This window comes from Sphaerisporangium sp. NPDC004334 (assembly GCF_053602655.1).
Window position 1 is genome coordinate 348,528 of sequence record NZ_JBSGDZ010000006.1, and the last position, 19,478, is coordinate 368,005.

A 19,478-nucleotide genomic window follows, 5' to 3' on the forward strand; every position below is an offset into this window, starting at 1 on the left:
CCACCAGGAATATGTCGCCGGATGAGCCGGGCGCGTTGACAGCACACGGCATTTTCCCGGCGGTTCCCCGGAATACCACTCGCCCGACGTGCCGTTTCGGGGTCAATGCCCCATCTATCGCATTTCGGAGATTATTACGGTTTCAGGCGCATTCATCGTTATCAGCGGCGCGTTGCCCGGATGCGGACGCCGTCCACGGCGCCGCGGGCAGGTGTAGGGATCTCCCTACTGCTGCCCCCGGATGGGTCGAGGCCATGCTTGGCATATGACATCGCCGATCCTCGAGCACGCGGACAGTGTCTGGCGCGGGTCGGTGCCCCCGCAGGAGGTGCCGCTGCGGGACCTGCGCTCGAGGGGGGTGCAGGAGGTGGCCGAAGGCGTGGTCATGTGGCCAGCGTTCGGCAACGTCTACGGCATCAGGGGGGACGGCGGCCTGGCTCTGTTCGACTCGGGCAACAACGTGGACGCGCGCACGATGCACGCGGCCATGCGCGCCTGGTCGGACGAGCCGGTCCGTTACGCGATCTTCTCGCACGGCCACTTCGACCACGTCGCCGGCATGGAGCCCTTCGACGCCGAGAGCGGCCCGCGGCCCCAGGTGATCGCCCACGAGAAGGTCGCCGCCCGGTTCGTCCGTTACGCCAGGACGGCCGGGTACAACACGGTGATCAACCAACGCCAGTTCGGCTTCACCCGGATGGTGTGGCCGACGAGCTTCCGCCAGCCGGACCTGACCTACCACGACCGGATCGACCTCTCCCTCGGCGACGTCACCCTCGAACTGCGGCACGCGCGCGGCGAGACCGACGACGCCACCTGGGCGTTCCTGCCCGAGCGCGGCGTCCTGCTGACCGGTGACCTGTTCATCTGGGTCACCCCGAACGCGGGCAACCCGCAGAAGGTCCAGCGGTACCCCGACGAGTGGGCTCTGGCCCTGCGCAAGATGGCCGCCCTGTCGCCCGAGGTGCTGCTGCCCGGCCACGGCCTGCCGATCGCCGGCGCGGCGCGCGTGCGCCAGGCGCTGACCGACACCGCCGACTACCTGGACAGCCTGGTCGAGCAGACGCTGGACATGATGAACGCCGGCGCCCGGCTCGACGAGATCATCCACGCCGTCCGCCCGCCCGAGGCGCTGGCCGGCCGGCCCTACCTGCAACCGCACTACGACGAGCCGGAGTTCGTCGTGCGCAACATCTGGCGGCTGTACGGCGGCTGGCACGACGGCAACCCCGCCCACCTGAAGCCCCCACCCGACGACGTCCTCGCCCACGCGCTGGCCGACCTGTCCGGCGGGGCGGCGGCCCTGGCCACGCGTGCCGCCACGGCGGCCGCCGAGGGGGACCTGCGCCTGGCCTGCCAGCTCGCCGAGCTGGCGACCCAGGCCGACCCGTCCGACCGAAAGGTGCACGAGATCAGGGCGCGCGTCTACACGCTGCGGGTGCGGCAGGAGACCTCCACCATGTCGCGCGGCGTCTACACCTGGGCGGCGGCCGAGTCGCGCAGCGTGACGACCGGCAAGGACCTGCTCGACGTGTACCACGAGATCGCCGGCGGCCAGATGTGGTGGGTGCCCTCCACCGCCGCCCACGACGGAGGCCGCCCGCCGGGTGCCCGCGGGCCGGCGGCTCCATGAACGCCCGTCCCGCGCCCGGCTTTCCCCCGTAGCCGAGCGCGGGGCGGGTCGACCTTCGCGGAAGGCCGCGCGACCCGGCCCGAAAGCCTTGACGGCACGCTAGTGCGCCGGGGTACGCCTGCGGACCAGCCGGTCGAGCAGGCATTCCAGCTCGGCCTCCGGGTCGCCGGTCAGCCCGGCGTGGACCGGGCCTGTCCGCACGACCGTGCTGCGCGGGGCGGTGAGCCAGCGGAAGCGTCCGCCGAGCGACTCGCCGCGCAGCGGCCCCGCGTCGGCCGAGCACGCGCGTTCGTAGGCCGCCAGCGCCTTGCCGACCTCCCCCACGTCCACGGTCTCGTCGAGCGCGCGGAGCCGGGACTCCTCCAGCTCGGCGCGGGCGCACAGGTAGCCGTTCGGCTGGGAGTAGAGGATCACCCCCACGTTGAGGAACTCGCCGCGGACCACGCAGGGCATGACGCGGATCACCGCGTACTCGTAGACGGCCATCGTCTCGCGGGTTTCAGCGGAGCCGGCGCGGTGCTCGGGCGGGAGCGCGGTGGTCATCGGCCGGCCTCCGGCAGCCAGGCGCGCGGGCCGTGGGCGCGCGCGAGCAGGTGGTCGACGTAGGCGCGGCGCACGGAGGCGGCGTCGGGGAAGCCGGGCTCGCCCTCCAGCCACTCGTCGGGGACCAGGGCGACGACCGCGCCGAGCAGCTCCTCGGTGATCAGGCCGGGCAGCTCGGCGTCGGCCTGCTTGACGCGCGTGGCGAAGGGCGCGAGCACGTGGTCGCCGGCGTCGAAGCGGCGCTGCGGGTCGGCGGTGCGCCAGTTGTGGTGGAACCACAGCGCGGCGCCGTGGTCGATCAGCCAGATGTCGCCGTGCCAGACCAGCAGGTTGGGGTTGCGCCAGCTGCGGTCGACGTTGTGGACCAGCGCGTCGAACCACAGGACGCGGGAGGCGAGGTCGGCGTCGGCGGTCCAGGCCAGCGGGTCGAAGCCGAGCGACCCGGGCAGGAAGTCGACGCCCAGGTTGTGGCCCTCGCTGGCCTGGAGCAGATCTTGGATCTCCTGGTCGGGCTCGCGCGCGCCGATGCGCGGGTCGAGGTCGACGACCTTCAGCTCAGGGGTGCGCAGCCCGATCCGCCGGGCCAGCTCCGCGCAGATGATCTCGGCGACCAGCACCCGCCGCCCCTGCCCCGCACCGCGGAATTTCACGACATAAGTACCAAGGTCGTCCGCCTCGACGACGCCGGGCAGCGATCCCCCCTCCCGGAGGGGGGTCACATAGCGCGTCGCGGTCACCAGTTCGAGCACCCGCCAAGGGTACCCAGCTCCCCGCCCCACCCCGCGCCCCCGGGAGGCACGCCGGACGGGTTCAGAAAAGGACGGACATGAAGGTGTCGACCTCTTTGAAGCCGACCCTGCGGTAGGCCGCGCGAGCGGGGACGTTGAAGTCGTTGACGTAAAGCGACACCACCGGGGCGAAGTGGCGCAGCGTCAGGTCCACGATGGCGGCCATGCCCGAGACGGCGTGCCCCTGGCCGCGGCGGTCGGGATGCACCCACACGCCCTGGATCTGGCAGACCTGCGGCGTCACCGCCCCGACCTCGGCCTTGAAGACGACCTGGCCGTCCTCGATGCGGGCGAACGAGCGGCCGATGCGGATCAGCTCGGCCACCCGGGAGCGGTAGAGCGCGCCGCCGTCCCCCAGGTCGGGCGAGATGCCGACCTCCTCGGTGAACATCGCCACGCATGCGGGCAGCAGCGTGGCGAACTCCTCCGGGCGTACCTGGCGGACCAGCGGGTCGGGTGGCACCGGAGAGGGCGCGGAGGTGGCCATCACCGGCTGGGCCCAGCGGATCGCCCGCGCGGACCCCCAGTAGGGCTCCAGCCGCTCCCACAGCTTCTCCACCGCGTCGGCCGGGCCCACGATCGAGGAACACCGCCGGCCCTGCCTGCGGGCACGGTCGGCGAAGGCCTGCACGGCCTCGGGGCCGGCGTTGACCGGGACCAGGTTGGCGCCGGCATAGCACAGCGAGGTAAGCCCACCGCGCGGGCCGAACCCCCACATCTGTCCGCCGAGCCGGGCCGGGCTCAGCCCGACGGACCGGACCCGGGAGGCGACGAAGACGTTGGCGACGGGGTCCGCGTCGAGGAGCGTGAGCACCTCGTCGCGGTCCTGATCGTCGAGCACCCGCGACGCCGATGTTCGCAGCATCACGGGCTTAGCCTACGCGACAGCCCCGATTTTGGAACGAACCGACCCTACTGGCCGTTGATCGCCTGCGCCGGCCTTGGGTGCGCGGGGTTGGCCTCGGCCGGCTGCGGCGGGCGAGGCTCGGCCGAGGCGGCGCAGAACGCGTCCGGCCGCCGCCCGGTGCGCTGCTCGGCCCTGCCGCCGGGAACGGTGCCGTCCCGCAGGTAGGCGGCCAGGTGCCGGTCGACGCAGGCGTTGTCCCCGAGAGAGACCCCGTGGTTGCCGCCGCCCTCCACCAGCAGCCGGGCCGTCGGGAAGCGTTCGCGCACCCGCACCGCGCCGGCGTAGGGCGTGGCGGCGTCGTGCCTGGACTGGACGAGCAGGATCGAAGGCAGGTGGGCGACGTCGCCGACGTGCACCGGCGTGCCGCCCTTCTCCGGCCAGAACGCGCAGGGCGCGTTGTACCAGGCGTTCGGCCAGGCCATGAACGGCGCCTTGGCGTTCACCTTGGCGGTGTCGGCCTGCCAGCGTGCCCAGTCGCGCGGCCATGCGGCGTCACGGCACTGCACCGCCAGGTAGACGGCGTAGTTGTTCTCGGCGGCGGCGTCGTGGTCCACGTGGCGGCGATAGGCGGCCACCAGGCCCTCCGGTCGCCCCTTCTTGACGTAGGCGGAGAAGACGGCCGCGAACAGCGGCCAGACCGCGTTGGTGTACCCGCCGACGGTGTAGATGTCGTCCAGCTCGCTCGGGCCGACCAGGCCCCCGGCGGGCCGCAGGCCGAGCCGCCGGCGCATGCCGTACCAGGCCCTGGCCACCTCGGTCTCGGTATCGCCCAGGTGGTAGGCGTCGTCGTGCCGGGCGACCCAGGCGAGGAACTGACGGTGCCGCCGGTCGAAGGAGTAGTCCTGGGCGATGTTCGAGTCGTACCAGACCCCCTCGGGGTCGACCACGCTGTCGAGCACCAGCCGCCTGACCCGGTTGGGGAACAGCGTCGCGTACACCGAGCCGAGGTAGGTGCCGTAGGAGTACCCCAGGTAGCTGATCTTGTCTTCGCCGAGCGCCCGCCGGATGGCGTCCATGTCCCGGGCGGAGTTCTCCGTGGTCATGTGCGGCAGCAGCCACGACCAGCGCGTCGCGCACGCCTCGGCGTACCCCTTGGCCCGGGCGAGCAGCGCCGCCTCGGCCGCGTCGTTGGCCGGCACCTGGTCCGGGCGCGGCGCGGCGAAGTGCGTCTTGGGGTCCACGCAGTGGAGCGCCGGCTCGCTGGCCCCGACGCCCCTGGGGTCGAAGCCCACGATGTCGTAGCGCGCGGCGATGTCCTTGGGCAGGGCGGCGGCCACGTACCGGGCCAGGTTCACCCCGGGCGCGCCGGGACCGCCGGGGTTGACCAGCAGGACGCCGAGACCTCGGCGGTGGTCGTGCGACTCCGCGCCCCGGACGCGGCTGAGCGCCAGGGCGATGGCGCGCCCGTCCGGCGCGGCCGGGTTCAGCGGCACGTTCAGCGACGCGCACTCGACCGTGACCACCGACTTCGGCCCGGGGCACTCGGCCCAGGCCGGCCCGTCCTGGGGCTCGGCGGCCGCTCCGCGCGCCGTCGCTCCCGTCAGCCCGGTGACCAGCAAGGTCACGCCGGCCATGACACTGACAACCCGTCTCACCCGTTGACTCCCCTCTGCGGCTGTGGCAGAAGCCGATGCTCCCGGACCCGGCCGCGCGACGACCGGCGACCCGGCCCAATGTTTACCGATCTGTAGTCATTCGATTGCGCACCGTTATCCAAGGCTTCGCGCGCGGGCGCGCTCGGGCGGATCGAAGGCATGACGGAATGACCCGGATGATGACGGTGGAAGGTCAGTCCGGCAGGCGCTGGATCGCGACCATCGCGGCGTCGTCGCCGAGCCGCCCCCCGACATAGGCGAGCAGGTCGTCGCGGACGTGCCGCACCAGCGTCTCGGGACCGTCGCCCTCCCAGCTCATCAGCCGGTCGGCCAGCGGGTAGAACTCTCCGCCGCGGCCGCGGGCCTCGATGACGCCGTCGGTGTAGAGCAGCAGCGTGTCACCGGCCTTGAAGTCGAAGGTCTCCACCTCGTACAGCGGGTCGGCCAGCTCGCCGAGGCCGAGCGGCGGCGCGGGCCTGGCCGCGTCCAGCGTCATGACCTGGTGGTCGCGCAGGAGCAGCGGCGGCGGGTGGCCGCAGTCGATCATCTCGATCACCGCCCGGTCGTGCGGGATCTCGATGACGGCCGCGGTGATGAAGTTCTCCTGCGCCTGCTCGAAATCCTCGGTGTGCTCGTCGAGGTCGGACCGCACGCTCTGGTCCAGGTACCGGGCCACGTCGGGCAGGGTGGCGTGCCTGCGCGCGGCCTCGCGGAAGGAGCCGAGGAGCAGGGCGGCGTCGGACACCGAGGGAAGCCCCTTGCCGCGGACGTCGCCGATGACGATGCGCGCCCGGGAATCGGTGCGGGCCGCGGCGTACAGGTCGCCGCCGATCTGCGCCTCCTCCTCGGCCGCCAGGTACATGGAGGCCAGCCGCAGCGACCCGAGCCGCGCGGGCAGGGGGCGCAGCAGCGCCCGCTGGGCGGCCTCGGAGACCGACCGCACGCGCGTGAGGACCTGCTGGTGCCGCTCGCGCAGATAGGAGAACAGCACCAGGAACACCGTGACCACGACGGCCGCGGCGAACTGCGTCTGCACGGGCCGGTCGGCGATGGTGCCGTCGTGCGCGCTGACGACCATCTCGCCGGCGAAGGACAGCACGCCCACGCTCCCGGTGACCCACGGCCCGGAGAACGAGGCGGTGATCGCCGGAGCGGTGATCAGCAGGGGGCTCAGCTCGATCTCGCGCGGCGTCAGCAGGTCGGCCACGGTGATCACGAAGATGAGCACGAGCGGGATCGCCACCAGCGCGTGGCCCGTCCGCCACGGCCGGTGCCCGTCCGCTCTGCCCCGCGCGTGCCGCACCCTTCATGCATACACCAGCACGAGCCCGGGCGGAAAACCCACGCCCGCCGTGACCTGCGGAAACGCCTGCACGCCAGGGGATTTCGCCCTGTGGCGCCGACCGGCCGCCGTCCCGAATGGTGAGACAGCCGGGGAGCGGCCGGAGATCAGCCGACGACGACCTGCGGGCCGGAGGCGGCCTCGTCGTCGTCCAGGTCGACCTCCACGCCCATCTCCTCGGCCAGGCGCAGGGCCTCCTCGATGAGCGTCTCGACGATCTGCGACTCGGGGACGGTCTTGACGACCTCGCCCTTGACGAAGATCTGCCCCTTGCCGTTGCCGGAGGCGACGCCGAGGTCGGCCTCGCGGGCCTCGCCGGGGCCGTTCACCACGCAGCCCATCACGGCCACCCGCAGCGGGACCTTCAGCCCGTCGAGCCCGGCGTGCACCTGCTCGGCCAAGGTGTAGACGTCCACCTGGGCGCGCCCGCAGGAGGGGCAGGAGACGATCTCCAGGCCGCGCTCGCGGAGGTTCAGCGACTCCAGGATGCCGATGCCGACCTTGACCTCCTCGACCGGGGGCGCCGACAGCGAGACGCGGATCGTGTCGCCGATGCCCTCGGCGAGCAGCGCGCCGAAGGCCACCGCCGACTTGATCGTGCCCTGGAAGGCCGGGCCGGCCTCGGTCACGCCGAGGTGCAGCGGGTAGTCGCACTGGGCCGCGAGCAGGCGGTACGCCTGGATCATGACGACGGGGTCGTGGTGCTTGACGGAGATCTTGATGTCGCGGAAGCCGTGCTCCTCGAACAGCGAGCACTCCCACAGCGCCGACTCCACCAGCGCCTCGGGGGTCGCCTTGCCGTACTTGGCCAGCAGGCGGGGGTCGAGCGAACCGGCGTTGACGCCGATGCGGATGGGGACGCCCGCGTCGGCGGCGGCCCTGGCGATCTCGCCGACCTTGTCGTCGAACTTCTTGATGTTGCCCGGATTCACCCGGACGGCCGCGCACCCGGCCTCGATGGCGGCGAAGACGTACTTCGGCTGGAAGTGGATGTCGGCGATCACCGGAATCTGCGACTTGCGCGCGATGGCCGGCAGCGCGTCGGCGTCGTCCTGCGAGGGCACGGCCACGCGGACGATCTGGCAGCCGGAGGCGGTGAGCTCGGCGATCTGCTGCAGCGTCGCGTTCACGTCGGCGGTCAGCGTGGTGGTCATGGACTGCACCGTCACCGGCGCGCCCCCGCCCACGGGCACCGAGCCCACCATGATCTGCCGCGACACCCGCCGCTCGGCGATCGGCTTGCTCCGTACCGAGGGAATCCCCAGATCAACAGATGTCATCTTTTCCAGCACCTTGATAGTGGCGACGCGCTAAGACGCCCCCCAGTCTAAGGACCCCCGCGCACCGGTAGGCTCCGCCCGCCGACAAAGCCGGAGTTCCCGGCCACCTGTGACTCCCGCCACACCCCGGTGACCGGGCGCGGCTCAGCCCTCCTGGGCGGCCACCAGTTCGCGGGCCCGGGCGCGGGCCCAGGCGTCGGCGTCCAGGACCTCCTCCACCGACCCCGCCGGCGTCACGGAATGCTCGCCGACCACGGCCGCGACGGTGTCGACGATGCCGAGGAACGGCAGCCGCCGGGCCAGGAACGCCTCCGCGCACTCCTCGTTGGCGGCGTTGTAGACGGCCGGCGCCGTGCCGCCTTGCGTGCCGACGTGCCGGGCCAGCGCCACCGACGGGAACGCCTCGTCGTCCAGCGGCTCGAACGTCCAGGTGTGGGCCTTGGTCCAGTCGACGGCGCCGGCCGCCCCCGGCACGCGCGACGGCCAGCCCAGCGTCAGCGAGATGGGCAGCCGCATGTCGGGCGGGCTGGCCTGGGCGATGGTGGACCCGTCGACGAACTCGACCATCGAGTGGACGACCGACTGCGGGTGGACGACCACGGTGATGCGGTCGAAGGGGATGTCGAACAGCAGGTTGGCCTCGATGACCTCCAGGCCCTTGTTGACGAGCGTCGCCGAGTTGAGCGTGATCATCGTGCCCATGTCCCAGGTGGGGTGCTTCAGCGCCTGCTCGGGGGTCACGCCGGTCAGCTCCGCCCGCGCGCGGCCGCGGAAGGGGCCGCCGCTGGCGGTGATCACCAGCCGCCGCACCTGCGCGGGGTCGTGGCCGGAGGGCCCCGCCGCCCACAGGCACTGGGCGAGGGCCGAGTGCTCGGAGTCGACCGGCAGGATGCTGCCCGGCCCGGCCAGCCGCTTGACCAGCGGCCCGCCGATGATGAGCGACTCTTTGTTGGCCAGGGCCAGCACCCGCCCCGCCGACAGCGCGGCCAGCGTGGAGGTCAGCCCGACCGCGCCGGTGATGCCGTTCAGCACGATGTCGCAGGGCCAGGCAGCGACCTGCGCCACCCCCTCGGCGCCCGCCACGACCGGCACCGGGCCGATCGCGTCGCGAAGCGCGGGCACGGCCCGCTCGTCGGCGACCGCGACGACCTCGGGACGGAACCGCCGCACCTGCTGGGCAAGCAGGTCGACCTGGCCGCCGCCGGCGACGAGCCCGGCGACGCGGAAGCTCGCGGGGTCGCGCTCGATGACCTCCAGGGCCTGGGTGCCCACCGAGCCGGTGGAACCGAGCACGACGATCGAGCGCGGCTCCGCGGCGCCGGGACGGCCGGCGCGCGCGAGGGCGGCGGTGGAGTCCGCGGGACCGGCCGGCACGGCGAGAGGGGTCTGCATGCCCCCCATTATCGCGGCCCGCCCCGGCCCCGCCCGCCGGACCGCCGAGGAGAGGTGCGCGGGGGCCGTTCCGTGTCACCACTGCGACTGGTGAGAAAACAGCAGCTCAATGCCCGAAACCCGCCATACCCGTCTCGGCGAATCACGAGAAATGCCGCATTCCACCGCACTACCTTCCCGCGTCAGAGCACGGCACCCGATCACGCGGGAGCCGGGCCCGCGTCCAGCGTGCCGCGCCCGCCCGACACCGGGCGCGCGCCCCGCCGGCGCGGCGCCCGGCTCCCGCGACCACCGCATGGAGGACCCCGCATGCACCCCACGGCACGACGTCTCATCCCCATCCTCGCCATCACCCCCGTGGCGGCGGCGGGAATCCTGCTGAACGCCTCGACCGCCGAGGCGGCCAAGCCGTCCGCCGCGCCCCGGCCGGCCGTTCACGACGCGGCCGACAGCACCAAGGAACAGCGCGTCGTCAAGCAGTTCTGGACCCCGGCCAAGATGGCCGCCGCCAGGCCGCTGGACCTGGTGCGGTCGCGCGGCGGGCGCACGACCGCCACGCCCGGCGGCGGCAAGACGATCACCCTGCCGGCCCCCGGCGCGCACGCCATGAAGCGCGCCGACACCCCGGCCGAGCCCACCGCCTCCGCCTCGCCCACCCAGGCGGCGCCGACCGCGCCGGCCACGCCCACACCGACGGCGCGGGCCGAGACCCCGACCCCCACGCCCTCGCCGACCGCGCCGGCCACCACGCTGTCGGCCCGCTCGCCGGGCGCCGCGTGGACGGCGGGCGGCACGATCGTCAGGACCGAGGGACGGGTCTTCTTCACCTACCAGGGGCGCAGCGCCTCCTGCTCGGGCACCGCGGTCACCAGCGCCAACAAGAGCGTCGTGCTCACCGCAGGCCACTGCGTGAAGCTCGGCGGCGCCTTCCACACCAACTGGGTGTTCGTCCCCGGCTACGACAACGGCGCCCGCCCCTACGGCACCTGGGTCGCCACCAGCCTGCTCACCACGCCGCAGTGGAACTCCGGCGAGGACATGAACTTCGACGTGGCCGCCGCCGTCGTGGCGCCGCTGAACGGCCGGCGCCTGGTCGACGTCGTCGGAGGCCAGGGCGTGGCCTTCAACCAGCCGCGCGGGCGGCAGATGTACGCCTTCGGCTACCCGGCGGCCGCCCCCTACAACGGCTCGAAGCTGATCTACTGCAGCGGCCGGGTGTTCGACGACTTCCTGGTCTCCAGTGACCAGGGCCTCACCTGCGACATGACCGGCGGCTCCAGCGGCGGCGGGTGGTTCCTCGGCTTCAGCGAGGCGACCGGCGCGGGCACCCTGAACTCGGTGAACAGCTTCAAGTACAACTTCGCGTCGTACTGGATGTTCGGCCCGTACTTCGGCCCGGAGGCGCAGGCGGTCTACACCACGGCGCAGAACCAGGACGCCACCTGATTTACCGAAAGTATCCGCAAGGCGACGTTGTGTAGTCCACACTCGGGATCCATGACCCCGATCCTCCCCTTGATCGCCGCCGCGTCGCTCATCACGGGGCTGGCCGGTGCCGCGCCCGCCGCCTCCGCACGGGTCCTTCGACCGGCGGGCTCCGGCCTGTCGGCCACGCCGTTCTCACCGCCCGCCGCGCTCGTTCCGGTCGCCGGGGCGGGCGTCCTCCAGCAGGTGGCGTCGGCTCCGGCGGGGGTGGTCCAGCACGTGGCCGCCCTCACCGAGGCCGAGCAGCGCAGGGTCCTCGCCTACTGGACGGCCCAGCGCATGGAGCGGGCGCTGCCCGGCGGCCTGCTCGGCTCGGTCGCCAGGCTGGGCGGGCTCGGCTCCGGCGGCCTGCCCTTGCGCATCGCCGCCGCCCGTCCTCCGCACACCAGGCCCCCGAGGCACACCCGGCCCCCGGCCCCGTCGCGTCCCGCCCCCCCGCCCCGTGAGAGGCCGGCCGGGCAGGGCCGGTCCACCACCGGCGGCGCGTCCACCACCGGCGGCGCGTCCACCGCGCCGGTGGCCGCGCGGCCGGCCGCGCGGACGCCCGGCGTCAGCACCAGCGGCGCCCGTTGGGCGGCGGGGGGCGCGGTGACGCGCACCACCGGCCGGGTGTTCCTCACCATGCGCGGCGTCGACTACGTCTGCTCGGCGGGCGCGGTGCGCAGCCGCACCATGGACGTGGTCGTCACCGCCGGCCACTGCGTCAAGGACGGCCGGGGCCCCTGGGCCGAGAACTGGACGTTCGTGCCGGGTTACGAGGCGGGCGAGCGGCCCTTCGGGGTGTTCACCGCCCGGCGGACGCTCGTGCCGGAGCCCTGGTCGGCCAAGGGCGACGACAGTCACGACATCGGCATGGTCGCGGTCAACCCGGTGGACGGGCGCCACCTCGGGCAGGTCGTCGGCGGCCAGGAGATCGCCTTCGACGCGCCGCGCGGCGAGCGGGCCTTCGGGTTCGGCTTCCCCGCCGACCCTCCCTACGACGGCGAGCACCTGATCTACTGCTCGGGCGCGACGCACGCCGACCCGCACGGCCAGACCCGCGACCAGGGCATGCGTTGTGACCTCACCGCCGGGTCGAGCGGCGGCCCGTGGCTGAGCTCCTTCGACCCGGCGACCGGGCAGGGCGTGGTCACCTCGGTGAGCAGCTTCAAGTACAGCGACGACCCGCGCACGATGTACGGGCCCTACTTCGGCGATCAGGCCCGCCGGCTGTTCGAGGCGGCGCAGCGAGCCTGAGGTGGACGACAGTCCGGCGGACGCCGAGGACGCGACCGGCTCACAGGGTCAGGCCGGTGAGCACCATGACCTTCTCGTAGGTGTAGTCCTCCATGGCCGAGCGCAGACCCTCGCGTCCGATGCCCGACTCCTTGACGCCGCCGTAGGGCATCTGGTCGGCGCGGTAGGACGGCACGTCGCCGATGATCACACCGCCGACCTCCAGCTCCTTGCCGGCGCGGAAGGCCGCCTCGATGCTGCGGGTGAACACCCCCGCCTGAAGCCCGTACTTGGAGTCGTTGGCGGCGGCGAACGCCTCGTCGGCCGAGCCGACCGGCTGGACGACCAGCACCGGGCCGAAGACCTCCTCGCGCACGACCTTGGCCTCGCCCGGCACGTCGGCGAGCACGGTGGGGGCGACGGTCGCCCCGTCCCGGCCGCCCCCGGTGAGCACCCGGCCGCCCGCGGCGACCGCCTCGGCCACCCACTGCTCGACCCGTTCGGCGGCCTCGACCGACACCATCGGCCCCACCTGCGTCTTTTCGTCGGCCGGGTCGCCGACGACCAGGCTGCCGACGGCGGCGACGAGCTTGGCGGTGAACGCCTCGGCCACCGGCTCCTCCACGATCACCCGCTGGACCGCGATGCAGCTCTGCCCGGCCTGGTAGTTGGAGAACAACGCGACGCGGGTGGCCGCCCAGTCGAGGTCGGCGTCGGCGAGCACGATCGCGGCGGCGTTCCCGCCGAGCTCCAGCGTGACGTGCTTGCGCGGCACCCGGTCCTTGATGGCGTAGCCGACCGGCCCGGAGCCGGTGAACGACACCACCGGCAGGCGCGGGTCCTCCACCAGCGCCCCCGCGCGTTCGTTGGGCACGGGCAGCACCGAGAACATGCCGGCCGGCAGACCGGTCTCGGCGAGGATCTCGCCGAGCACCAGCGCCGACAGCGGGGTCGCCGGGGCCGGCTTGACGATCACGGGCGCGCCGACCGCGATGGCGGGCGCCACCTTGTGAGCCACCAGGTTGAGCGGGAAGTTGAACGGCGTGACGGCCAGCACCGGTCCGTACGGCTGGCGCGAGACGTAGGCCAGGCGGCCGGCGGCGGCGGGCTCGGTGTCCAGCCGCTGCGCCTCGCCGCTGAAGCGCCGGGTCTCCTCGGCGGCGAAGCGGAAGGTGGAGACGGCGCGGGCGACCTCGCCGCGCGCCCAGAAGATCGGCTTGCCGTTCTCGGCGCTGATCAGCCGGGCGATCTCCTCCGAGCGCTCGGCCAGGCGGCGCGAGACGTGGGCCAGCGCCTCGGCGCGGGCGTGGATCGGCAGCGCGGCGGCCTCCTTGCGGACGGCGTGCGCGGCCGCCACCGCCTGCTCCACCTGGTCCGGGGTCGGCACCGAGCCGACGCCGACGACGCGGCCGTCGTGGGGATTGGTCACCGTGAGCTCGTCATCGCCCGTCGCGGGCGAACCGGCGAGCCAGAAGGGGCGTACGTCCATGTCCCGACGCTATGCCTTCCCGCGGTCCGGGACGCTACTCCGGTACGGACAAGTGCGCCCTGGCACCGCTACATTCCGCATAAGAAACGTTCTTTCCCCGTTCCGTAACGAGCATGCCGCAATTTCGGGATGTTTTCTGTTGCATGGCGGTTTGAAGGTCGCGACACATGGTTAAGTCAACATGCGGGTCCGCGCGGGACCCTTGGGGAGAAGGGGCTGAGTCGCTCATGGGTTCGCCTGCGCCGCTCGGTCTCCAAGGCGCCTATGCGATGGGTGGCCAGAGCTCCCAGGACGAGCTGCGCGCGCGCCTGATCGCAGTGGCCGGTGAACTGCTGGTCACCCGCGGCGCCGACAGCCTGACCGTCCGGCGCATCGCCACCGAGGCCGGGTGCGCCACCACGGTGGTGTACACCATGTTCGGCAACAAGGAGGGCCTGGCCGAGGCGCTGTACCTGGAGGGCTTCGAGCGGTTTCGCCGCAGGCTCGCGGCGGTCCCCCGCCACCCCGACCCGCTGGAGTACCTCACCTCTCTCGGGCCCGCCTACCGCGAGGCGTGCCTGGCCGAGCCCGGCTACTACAGCGTGATGTTCGAGAAGGCCATCCCCGGCTTCGAGCCGAGCGAGCGGGCGCGCACCCTCGCCAGGGCCGCGGTGAACATCCTCGACCGGGCCATCGCCGACTGCATCTCGGCCGGCTACCTGGTGCCGACCCAGCCGCGCAAGATCGCCGACTGCCTGTGGGCGGCGGCGCAGGGCGCCGTGAGCCTCGAACGCGCCGGCCACCTGCGCGACGACCGCGTCTACACCTCCGTCACCCTGGCCGCCATCAGCCGCTACCTCGTCCAGAAGGACAGCCTGCCGGCCCCTTACTGATATCTCACCGCGAGAACACCCTGCCGGCCCTCACCGAGGCGCGGGGGGCCGGACCGCCAGCGCCATCCACAGCTCCGCGCGCACGGCCGGGTCGTCCAGGTCACGGCCGAGCAGTTCGGCGACCCGCCGCATCCGGTAGCGCAGGGTGTGCCGGTGGACGCCGAGCCGCTGGGCCGCCGCGTCCCAGTGGCCGTTGCACGCCAGGTAGGCGCGCAGCGACTCCACCAGGTCGGCGCGCGAGCCGTACTCGCGGAGCGGGGCCAGCAGCGAGGCGGCGAACCCGGACAGCAGGTTCGGCTCCACCAGCGAGAGCAACCCCTGCCCGGCGAGGTCGGCGAAGCGCATGACCGGGCGGGCCGACAGCAGGGCGCGCTGCGCCTGCTCCAGGCCGGTGGCCAGCCCGGACGGCCCGGACGACTCCACCGGTTCGCTGACCCCGACCCTGCCTCGCCGGGCCGCCGCCTCGGCCACCGGGCCGGCCTGCTCGGCGGGCGCAAGCGCGATCACGACGCCGCCCCACGGAGCGGTGAACCCCGGCAGCGCGTCCTGGAGCTCCTCGGCGTCACCGGCCTCGCAGGCCAGCACCACGAACGGGCCGCCGTCCATGAACGCCGTCTCGGCGGGGCCGCCGGGCAGCGCCGCCAAGGTCTCACGGGCGGCCTCGCGCTCGCCGGCCAGCAGCAGCCGCAGCACGGCGGAGCGGACACGGCGCACGGCGGCCAGCCGGTCGCGCCGCTGCTCCAGCGACAGGGCGAGCAGCGATCCGGCGGTGTTGACGACGGTGTGCCCGACCGGCGAGAAGGGCCGCTGCGCGCCGACCGCGAAGAAGCCGGTGACGCGCCGCTGGTCTCCCAGCGGCTGGACGATCACGTGTTCGTGCGGCCCGGACAGCGCGAGGCTCGCGGGCGCGCCGTCGGGGGCGCGCAGGCGGTGCAGCTCGCCCCGCACCAGGGTCGCGGCCTTGTCGGCGCCCTCACCGGCCGCGTGCAGGACGCCGCCCGTCTCGTCGAACAGGACGGCCCAGCCGTGGATCTCACGGGCCAGCCGCCGGACCACCCCCGCCATGCCCCCCGCCCGGAGTGCGGCGCGGGTCAGCCGGCCCTGGGCGGCGAAGGCGTCGCCGAGCTCCTCGTACCGCTCGGCCGCGAGCATGTCGCTGACGGCCTTGCCGATGGAGATGAACGGGGTCTCCCTGGGCACCTCGACCAGCGGGAGCCCGGCGTCCGCGGCGGCGGCGACGAACTCGGGCGGCACGCTCTCGTGGCCCAGGCCCACGCCGAACCCGAGGCCGGCCGCTCCCCGGCCGACCAGCCGCGAGACGTAGGCGGGCGCGTCGTCCGGAGCGAGCCGCATGCCGGTGGTGAGGACGAGCTCGTCGCCCTCCAGGAACGGCGTGGGGTCCTCCAGTTCGCTCACCGCCACCCAGCGCACCGGGCGTTCCAGCGCGTCATGGCCCGCGCGCACGCGGAGCCGCAGCCGCGCGAGCGCGACCACCCGCCGCAGGGTCGGTGCCATGTCACTTCCTCGGGACGCCGGAGGCGGACGACTCCGTCCCGGAGCCTCGCGGCCCCTCCGCGAAGAGGGCCGGATCCACCGGGGGCCCGGAGTTGTACAACCTGGACAAGCTGGACCGACATATTGTGACATGTCGCCAGGTCGGCACCTGGAGGCGGCGGCCGTAACGTCACAGGCATGAGCATCGAGCGTGAGGTACACCAGCAGCCGGGCGTGGCTCCCGACCAGCCTGTCACGCACGGCGGCCCGTCCCTGCCCCAGGTGCGCCGCCTGGTCACCGAGGTCCCCGGCCCGAAGTCCCGCGAGATGTTCGCGCGCAAGCGGGCGGCGGTGCCGCCGGGCATCGGCACCACCCTGCCGGTGTTCGTGACCCACGCCGGCGGCGGCGTGCTCGTGGACGCCGACGGCAACTCCCTCATCGACTTCGGCTCGGGCATCGCGGTGACCACCGTCGGCAACGCCGCGCCCCGCGTCGTGGAGCGCGTCACAAAGCAGGTCGCCGACTTCACCCACACCTGCTTCATGGTGACGCCGTACGAGTCGTACCTGGAGGTCTGCGAGCGGCTCAACGCCCTCACCCCCGGCGACCACGACAAGCGCTCATTCCTGGTCAACAGCGGCGCCGAGGCCGTGGAGAACGCCGTCAAGGTGGCCCGCCACGCCACCGGGCGGCAGGCGGTCGTCGTGTTCGACCACGGCTACCACGGCCGCACGCTGCTCACCATGACGCTGACGGCCAAGAACATGCCCTACAAGCACCGGTTCGGCCCCTACGCGCCGGAGGTGTACCGCATGCCGATGGCCTATCCCTACCGGTGGCCCACCGGCCCGGACAACTGCGCCGAGGAGGCCGTGGCCCAGGCCATCGACGCGATCGACAAGCAGATCGGCGCGCAGAACGTGGCCGCCATCGTGATCGAGCCGATCCAGGGCGAGGGCGGCTTCATCGAGCCCGCGCGGGGCTTCCTGCCCGCGCTGCTGGAGTACGCCCGGGCCAACGGCATCGTGTTCGTCGCCGACGAGGTGCAGACCGGGTTCGCCCGCACCGGGCACCTGTTCGCCTGCGAGGACGAGGGCATCGTGCCGGACATCATCTGCACGGCCAAGGGCATCGCGGGCGGCCTGCCGCTCGCGGCGGTCACCGGCCGGGCCGAGCTTCTGGACGCCGTGCACGTCGGCGGCCTCGGCGGCACCTACGGCGGCAACCCGCTGGCCTGCGAGGCGGCGCTGGCCGTGCTGGACACGATCGAGGCCGACGGCTTGGTGGAGCGCGCGCGGCAGGTCGGCGCCATCATGCTCCCCCGGCTCAGAGCGCTGGCCGAGCGGTTCGACATCATCGGGGACGTGCGGGGGCGCGGCGCCATGATCGCCATCGAGCTGGTCGTGCCGGGCACCAAGAAGCCCGACGCGGCCGTCACCGGGGAGATCCTCCGGCGCTGCCACGCGGAGGGCCTGGTCGTGCTCACGGCGGGCACCTACGGCAACGTGCTGCGCTTCCTGCCGCCGCTGTCCATCCCGGACTCCCTGCTGGAGGAGGGCCTGTCCATTCTGGAGAAGGCCATCGCGTCCGTTTAGGAGCACCACAAAAGGGGCACCCGGGTTTCACCCGAGGTGTCCCTTTTGTCATTGAACGGGCGGGGCGAGGGACGCGATTTAACCCGTCCTTGACATCGCCCTAGTCGATCACTTTCAGTAACGGGGTTATAACGGTTCGGGTAGGAGCCATTCGAGCCACGGGAGCGTGATGAGCTGGGATCCGACCGGAGCGGCACGGCTCAACCTGACCTTCGACCCCAACGATCTGACCGGCCCGCAGCGCGAGGGAGACGCCTGCGTGGTCTGCCACAAGAAGTGGCCACGGCCACGGGTCCGCGTCGGCCGGCTGCCCGACGACGCCCCCGTCATGGCCTGCGAGGACTGCGCCGAAGCCCTTCTGCCCGCGCCCCCCGCACCCCGCAAGAAGCCCGCCCCGCGCAAGGCCGCCCTGCCCTAGGCCGCGGCGGCGCCTTCCTCACGCATGCCCCAGGGGGAGCCGTACTCGCCGAGCAGGTCCAGGAAGGGCACCGGGTCGAAGGCCTCGGGGCCGAGGACGCCGCGTCCGCTCCAGGTGCCGCGCGCCAGCAGTTCCAGCGCCACGACCGGATGGACCGCCGTCTGCCACACCACCGCCTGGGCCCCGTACTCGCGCATCGACCATTCGTTGTCCACGACGTGGTACAGGTAGACCTCCCGCGGCCGGCCGTCCTTGCCGGTGCCCCTGATCCAGGTGCCCGCGCAGGTCTTGCCGCGCATCCGGTCGCCCAGCGTCGCCGGGTCCGGCAGCGAGGCGGCCACCACGTCGCGCGGGGAAACCTCGACGCCCTTGATCCGCACCGGCTCGGTCGAGTCCAGGCCGAGCTTGTGCAGGGTGCGCAGCACCTCGATGAACTCGGCGCCCAGGCCGTACTTGAAAGTCACCCGGCGGGCCTTCACCCAGCGCGGGACCAGCAGGACCTCCTCGTGCTCGACGTTCACGCACTCGACCGGTCCGATGCCCTCGGGGAAGTCGAACACCTCCGGCTCGCTGAACGGCTCGGTGGTGTGCCAGCCGCCGTCCTCCCAGACCACCGGCGGGTTGAGACACTCCTCGATGGTGGTCCAGATGGAGAAGGTGGGCGCGAACGCCTCCTGCCCGTCGGGGCCCCGCACGACCAGGTTGGCGCCGTCGCGGATGCCGATCTCGTCGATGCTCTCGAACAGGTGGTCGGCCGCGTACCGGGCGAAGACGTCGGCCAGGCCCGGCTCGACCCCCATGCCCACCAGGGCGAGCCTGCCCTCGGCCTCCCAGCGCCGTGACATGGCGAACTGCTCGTCGCCGAGCTTGACGCCGGGCAGCTCGTACGGCCGGGAGGGGTGCGGCCGCGACAGCGACATGGCCATGTCGAGGTAGTCCGCGCCCGCGGCGAGGGCGGCGCGGAACAGCGGCATGTCGAACCGGGGATCGACGGCGTTGAACAGCACGTCGCAGCGGTGCTCGCGCAGGGCGGCCTCCACCGCGGCCTGGTCGGAGGCGTCCAGCCCGATCGCGCTGAACCGGTCCTCCACCGGGCGCGCGGAGGCCCCGCGCCGGCTCGGGCCGCGCCCCGGTCCAGAGGGCGGCACCTGTTCTGAAGCGCCGATGCGTTCGGACGCGCCGACCTGTTTGGAGACGACGGCCTCGGCGCGTGAGCGGTCATAGTCGGCGACGACGATGTGGTCGAAGAAGTCACGGCGGGCGGCGATCGGCACCACGGCGGAACCCACGCCGCCCGCGCCTACGAGAAGGATGCGCATGCCGGGACCGTATCAACTGACTGGTCAACCAATCAATATGATGCCCGCCACCCGGCCACCCCTTTCCACCATGGATTTCGTCGCCGACGACCCCAGACGGCGACGAGAAG

16 protein-coding genes are annotated in these 19,478 nt (G+C 73.0%); 6 read left to right on the top strand and 10 right to left on the bottom strand.

The genetic code is table 11. The features are described 5' to 3' along the window. Positions 1 to 265: 265 nt before the first annotated feature. Complete coding sequence (locus ACWEN6_RS10060; protein ID WP_452569868.1) at positions 266 to 1,633, top strand: alkyl sulfatase dimerization domain-containing protein; 1,368 nt, start codon at positions 266 to 268, stop codon at positions 1,631 to 1,633. A 99-nt stretch (positions 1,634 to 1,732) separates the two neighbouring features. On the opposite strand, the gene ACWEN6_RS10065 is transcribed toward ACWEN6_RS10060, so the two are convergent. From ACWEN6_RS10065 to dxr, 7 genes are all read right to left on the bottom strand, one after another. Beyond that, positions 1,733 to 2,176, bottom strand: a complete 444-nt coding sequence (locus tag ACWEN6_RS10065; RefSeq protein WP_452569869.1) for a DUF3037 domain-containing protein — start codon at positions 2,174 to 2,176, stop codon at positions 1,733 to 1,735. Further along, positions 2,173 to 2,925: a HipA family kinase gene (locus ACWEN6_RS10070; RefSeq protein WP_354835384.1), complete on the bottom strand. Its 753-nt coding sequence runs from the start codon at positions 2,923 to 2,925 to the stop codon at positions 2,173 to 2,175. The genes ACWEN6_RS10065 and ACWEN6_RS10070 overlap by 4 nt, the downstream gene beginning before the upstream one ends. Before the next feature lie 61 nt (positions 2,926 to 2,986). Beyond that, the gene (locus ACWEN6_RS10075) at positions 2,987 to 3,829 is read right to left on the bottom strand and encodes a GNAT family N-acetyltransferase (RefSeq protein ID WP_452569894.1); all 843 of its coding nucleotides are present in this window, start codon (positions 3,827 to 3,829) and stop codon (positions 2,987 to 2,989) included. A 47-nt stretch (positions 3,830 to 3,876) separates the two neighbouring features. After that, the gene (locus ACWEN6_RS10080; protein ID WP_452569870.1) at positions 3,877 to 5,466 is read right to left on the bottom strand and encodes an alpha/beta hydrolase; all 1,590 of its coding nucleotides are present in this window, start codon (positions 5,464 to 5,466) and stop codon (positions 3,877 to 3,879) included. Positions 5,467 to 5,659: 193 nt separating this feature from the next. Then, positions 5,660 to 6,769 (bottom strand): PP2C family protein-serine/threonine phosphatase, encoded by a 1,110-nt coding sequence (locus ACWEN6_RS10085; RefSeq protein WP_452569871.1) that lies wholly within the window; start codon positions 6,767 to 6,769, stop codon positions 5,660 to 5,662. A 146-nt stretch (positions 6,770 to 6,915) separates the two neighbouring features. Beyond that, on the bottom strand, positions 6,916 to 8,088 hold the full coding sequence (gene ispG, locus ACWEN6_RS10090; RefSeq protein WP_354835390.1) for a flavodoxin-dependent (E)-4-hydroxy-3-methylbut-2-enyl-diphosphate synthase: 1,173 nt from the start codon (positions 8,086 to 8,088) through the stop codon (positions 6,916 to 6,918). A 144-nt stretch (positions 8,089 to 8,232) separates the two neighbouring features. Further along, on the bottom strand, positions 8,233 to 9,480 hold the full coding sequence (gene dxr / locus ACWEN6_RS10095) for a 1-deoxy-D-xylulose-5-phosphate reductoisomerase (protein WP_452569872.1): 1,248 nt from the start codon (positions 9,478 to 9,480) through the stop codon (positions 8,233 to 8,235). Positions 9,481 to 9,789: 309 nt separating this feature from the next. Here dxr and ACWEN6_RS10100 point away from each other — a divergent pair, with 309 nt between their 5' ends. Further along, positions 9,790 to 10,926 carry a trypsin-like serine peptidase gene (locus tag ACWEN6_RS10100; RefSeq protein ID WP_452569873.1) on the top strand — a complete coding sequence of 379 codons (1,137 nt, stop codon included), beginning with the start codon at positions 9,790 to 9,792 and terminating at the stop codon, positions 10,924 to 10,926. 51 nt (positions 10,927 to 10,977) lie between these two features. After that, positions 10,978 to 12,201, top strand: a complete 1,224-nt coding sequence (locus ACWEN6_RS10105) for a trypsin-like serine peptidase (protein ID WP_452569874.1) — start codon at positions 10,978 to 10,980, stop codon at positions 12,199 to 12,201. A gap of 40 nt (positions 12,202 to 12,241) precedes the next feature. On the opposite strand, the gene ACWEN6_RS10110 is transcribed toward ACWEN6_RS10105, so the two are convergent. Continuing rightward, on the bottom strand, positions 12,242 to 13,669 hold the full coding sequence (locus tag ACWEN6_RS10110) for an aldehyde dehydrogenase family protein (protein ID WP_452569875.1): 1,428 nt from the start codon (positions 13,667 to 13,669) through the stop codon (positions 12,242 to 12,244). Positions 13,670 to 13,938: 269 nt separating this feature from the next. Here ACWEN6_RS10110 and ACWEN6_RS10115 point away from each other — a divergent pair, with 269 nt between their 5' ends. Beyond that, positions 13,939 to 14,541 (top strand): TetR/AcrR family transcriptional regulator, encoded by a 603-nt coding sequence (locus ACWEN6_RS10115; RefSeq protein WP_452569876.1) that lies wholly within the window; start codon positions 13,939 to 13,941, stop codon positions 14,539 to 14,541. A 30-nt stretch (positions 14,542 to 14,571) separates the two neighbouring features. On the opposite strand, the gene ACWEN6_RS10120 is transcribed toward ACWEN6_RS10115, so the two are convergent. Then, positions 14,572 to 16,056 (bottom strand): PucR family transcriptional regulator, encoded by a 1,485-nt coding sequence (locus ACWEN6_RS10120; RefSeq protein ID WP_452569877.1) that lies wholly within the window; start codon positions 16,054 to 16,056, stop codon positions 14,572 to 14,574. A 177-nt stretch (positions 16,057 to 16,233) separates the two neighbouring features. Between ACWEN6_RS10120 and gabT the strand changes: the two genes are divergently transcribed. Then, a complete protein-coding gene (gene gabT / locus ACWEN6_RS10125) occupies positions 16,234 to 17,631 on the top strand; it encodes a 4-aminobutyrate--2-oxoglutarate transaminase (RefSeq protein WP_452569878.1) in 1,398 nt (465 codons plus the stop codon). Between the two features lie 169 nt (positions 17,632 to 17,800). Beyond that, the gene (locus ACWEN6_RS10130) at positions 17,801 to 18,049 is read left to right on the top strand and encodes a hypothetical protein (protein WP_354835406.1); all 249 of its coding nucleotides are present in this window, start codon (positions 17,801 to 17,803) and stop codon (positions 18,047 to 18,049) included. Here the strand turns inward: ACWEN6_RS10130 and ACWEN6_RS10135 are convergent. After that, positions 18,046 to 19,368, bottom strand: a complete 1,323-nt coding sequence (locus ACWEN6_RS10135) for a saccharopine dehydrogenase family protein (protein WP_452569879.1) — start codon at positions 19,366 to 19,368, stop codon at positions 18,046 to 18,048. The genes ACWEN6_RS10130 and ACWEN6_RS10135 overlap by 4 nt on opposite strands. Positions 19,369 to 19,478: the final 110 nt, after the last annotated feature.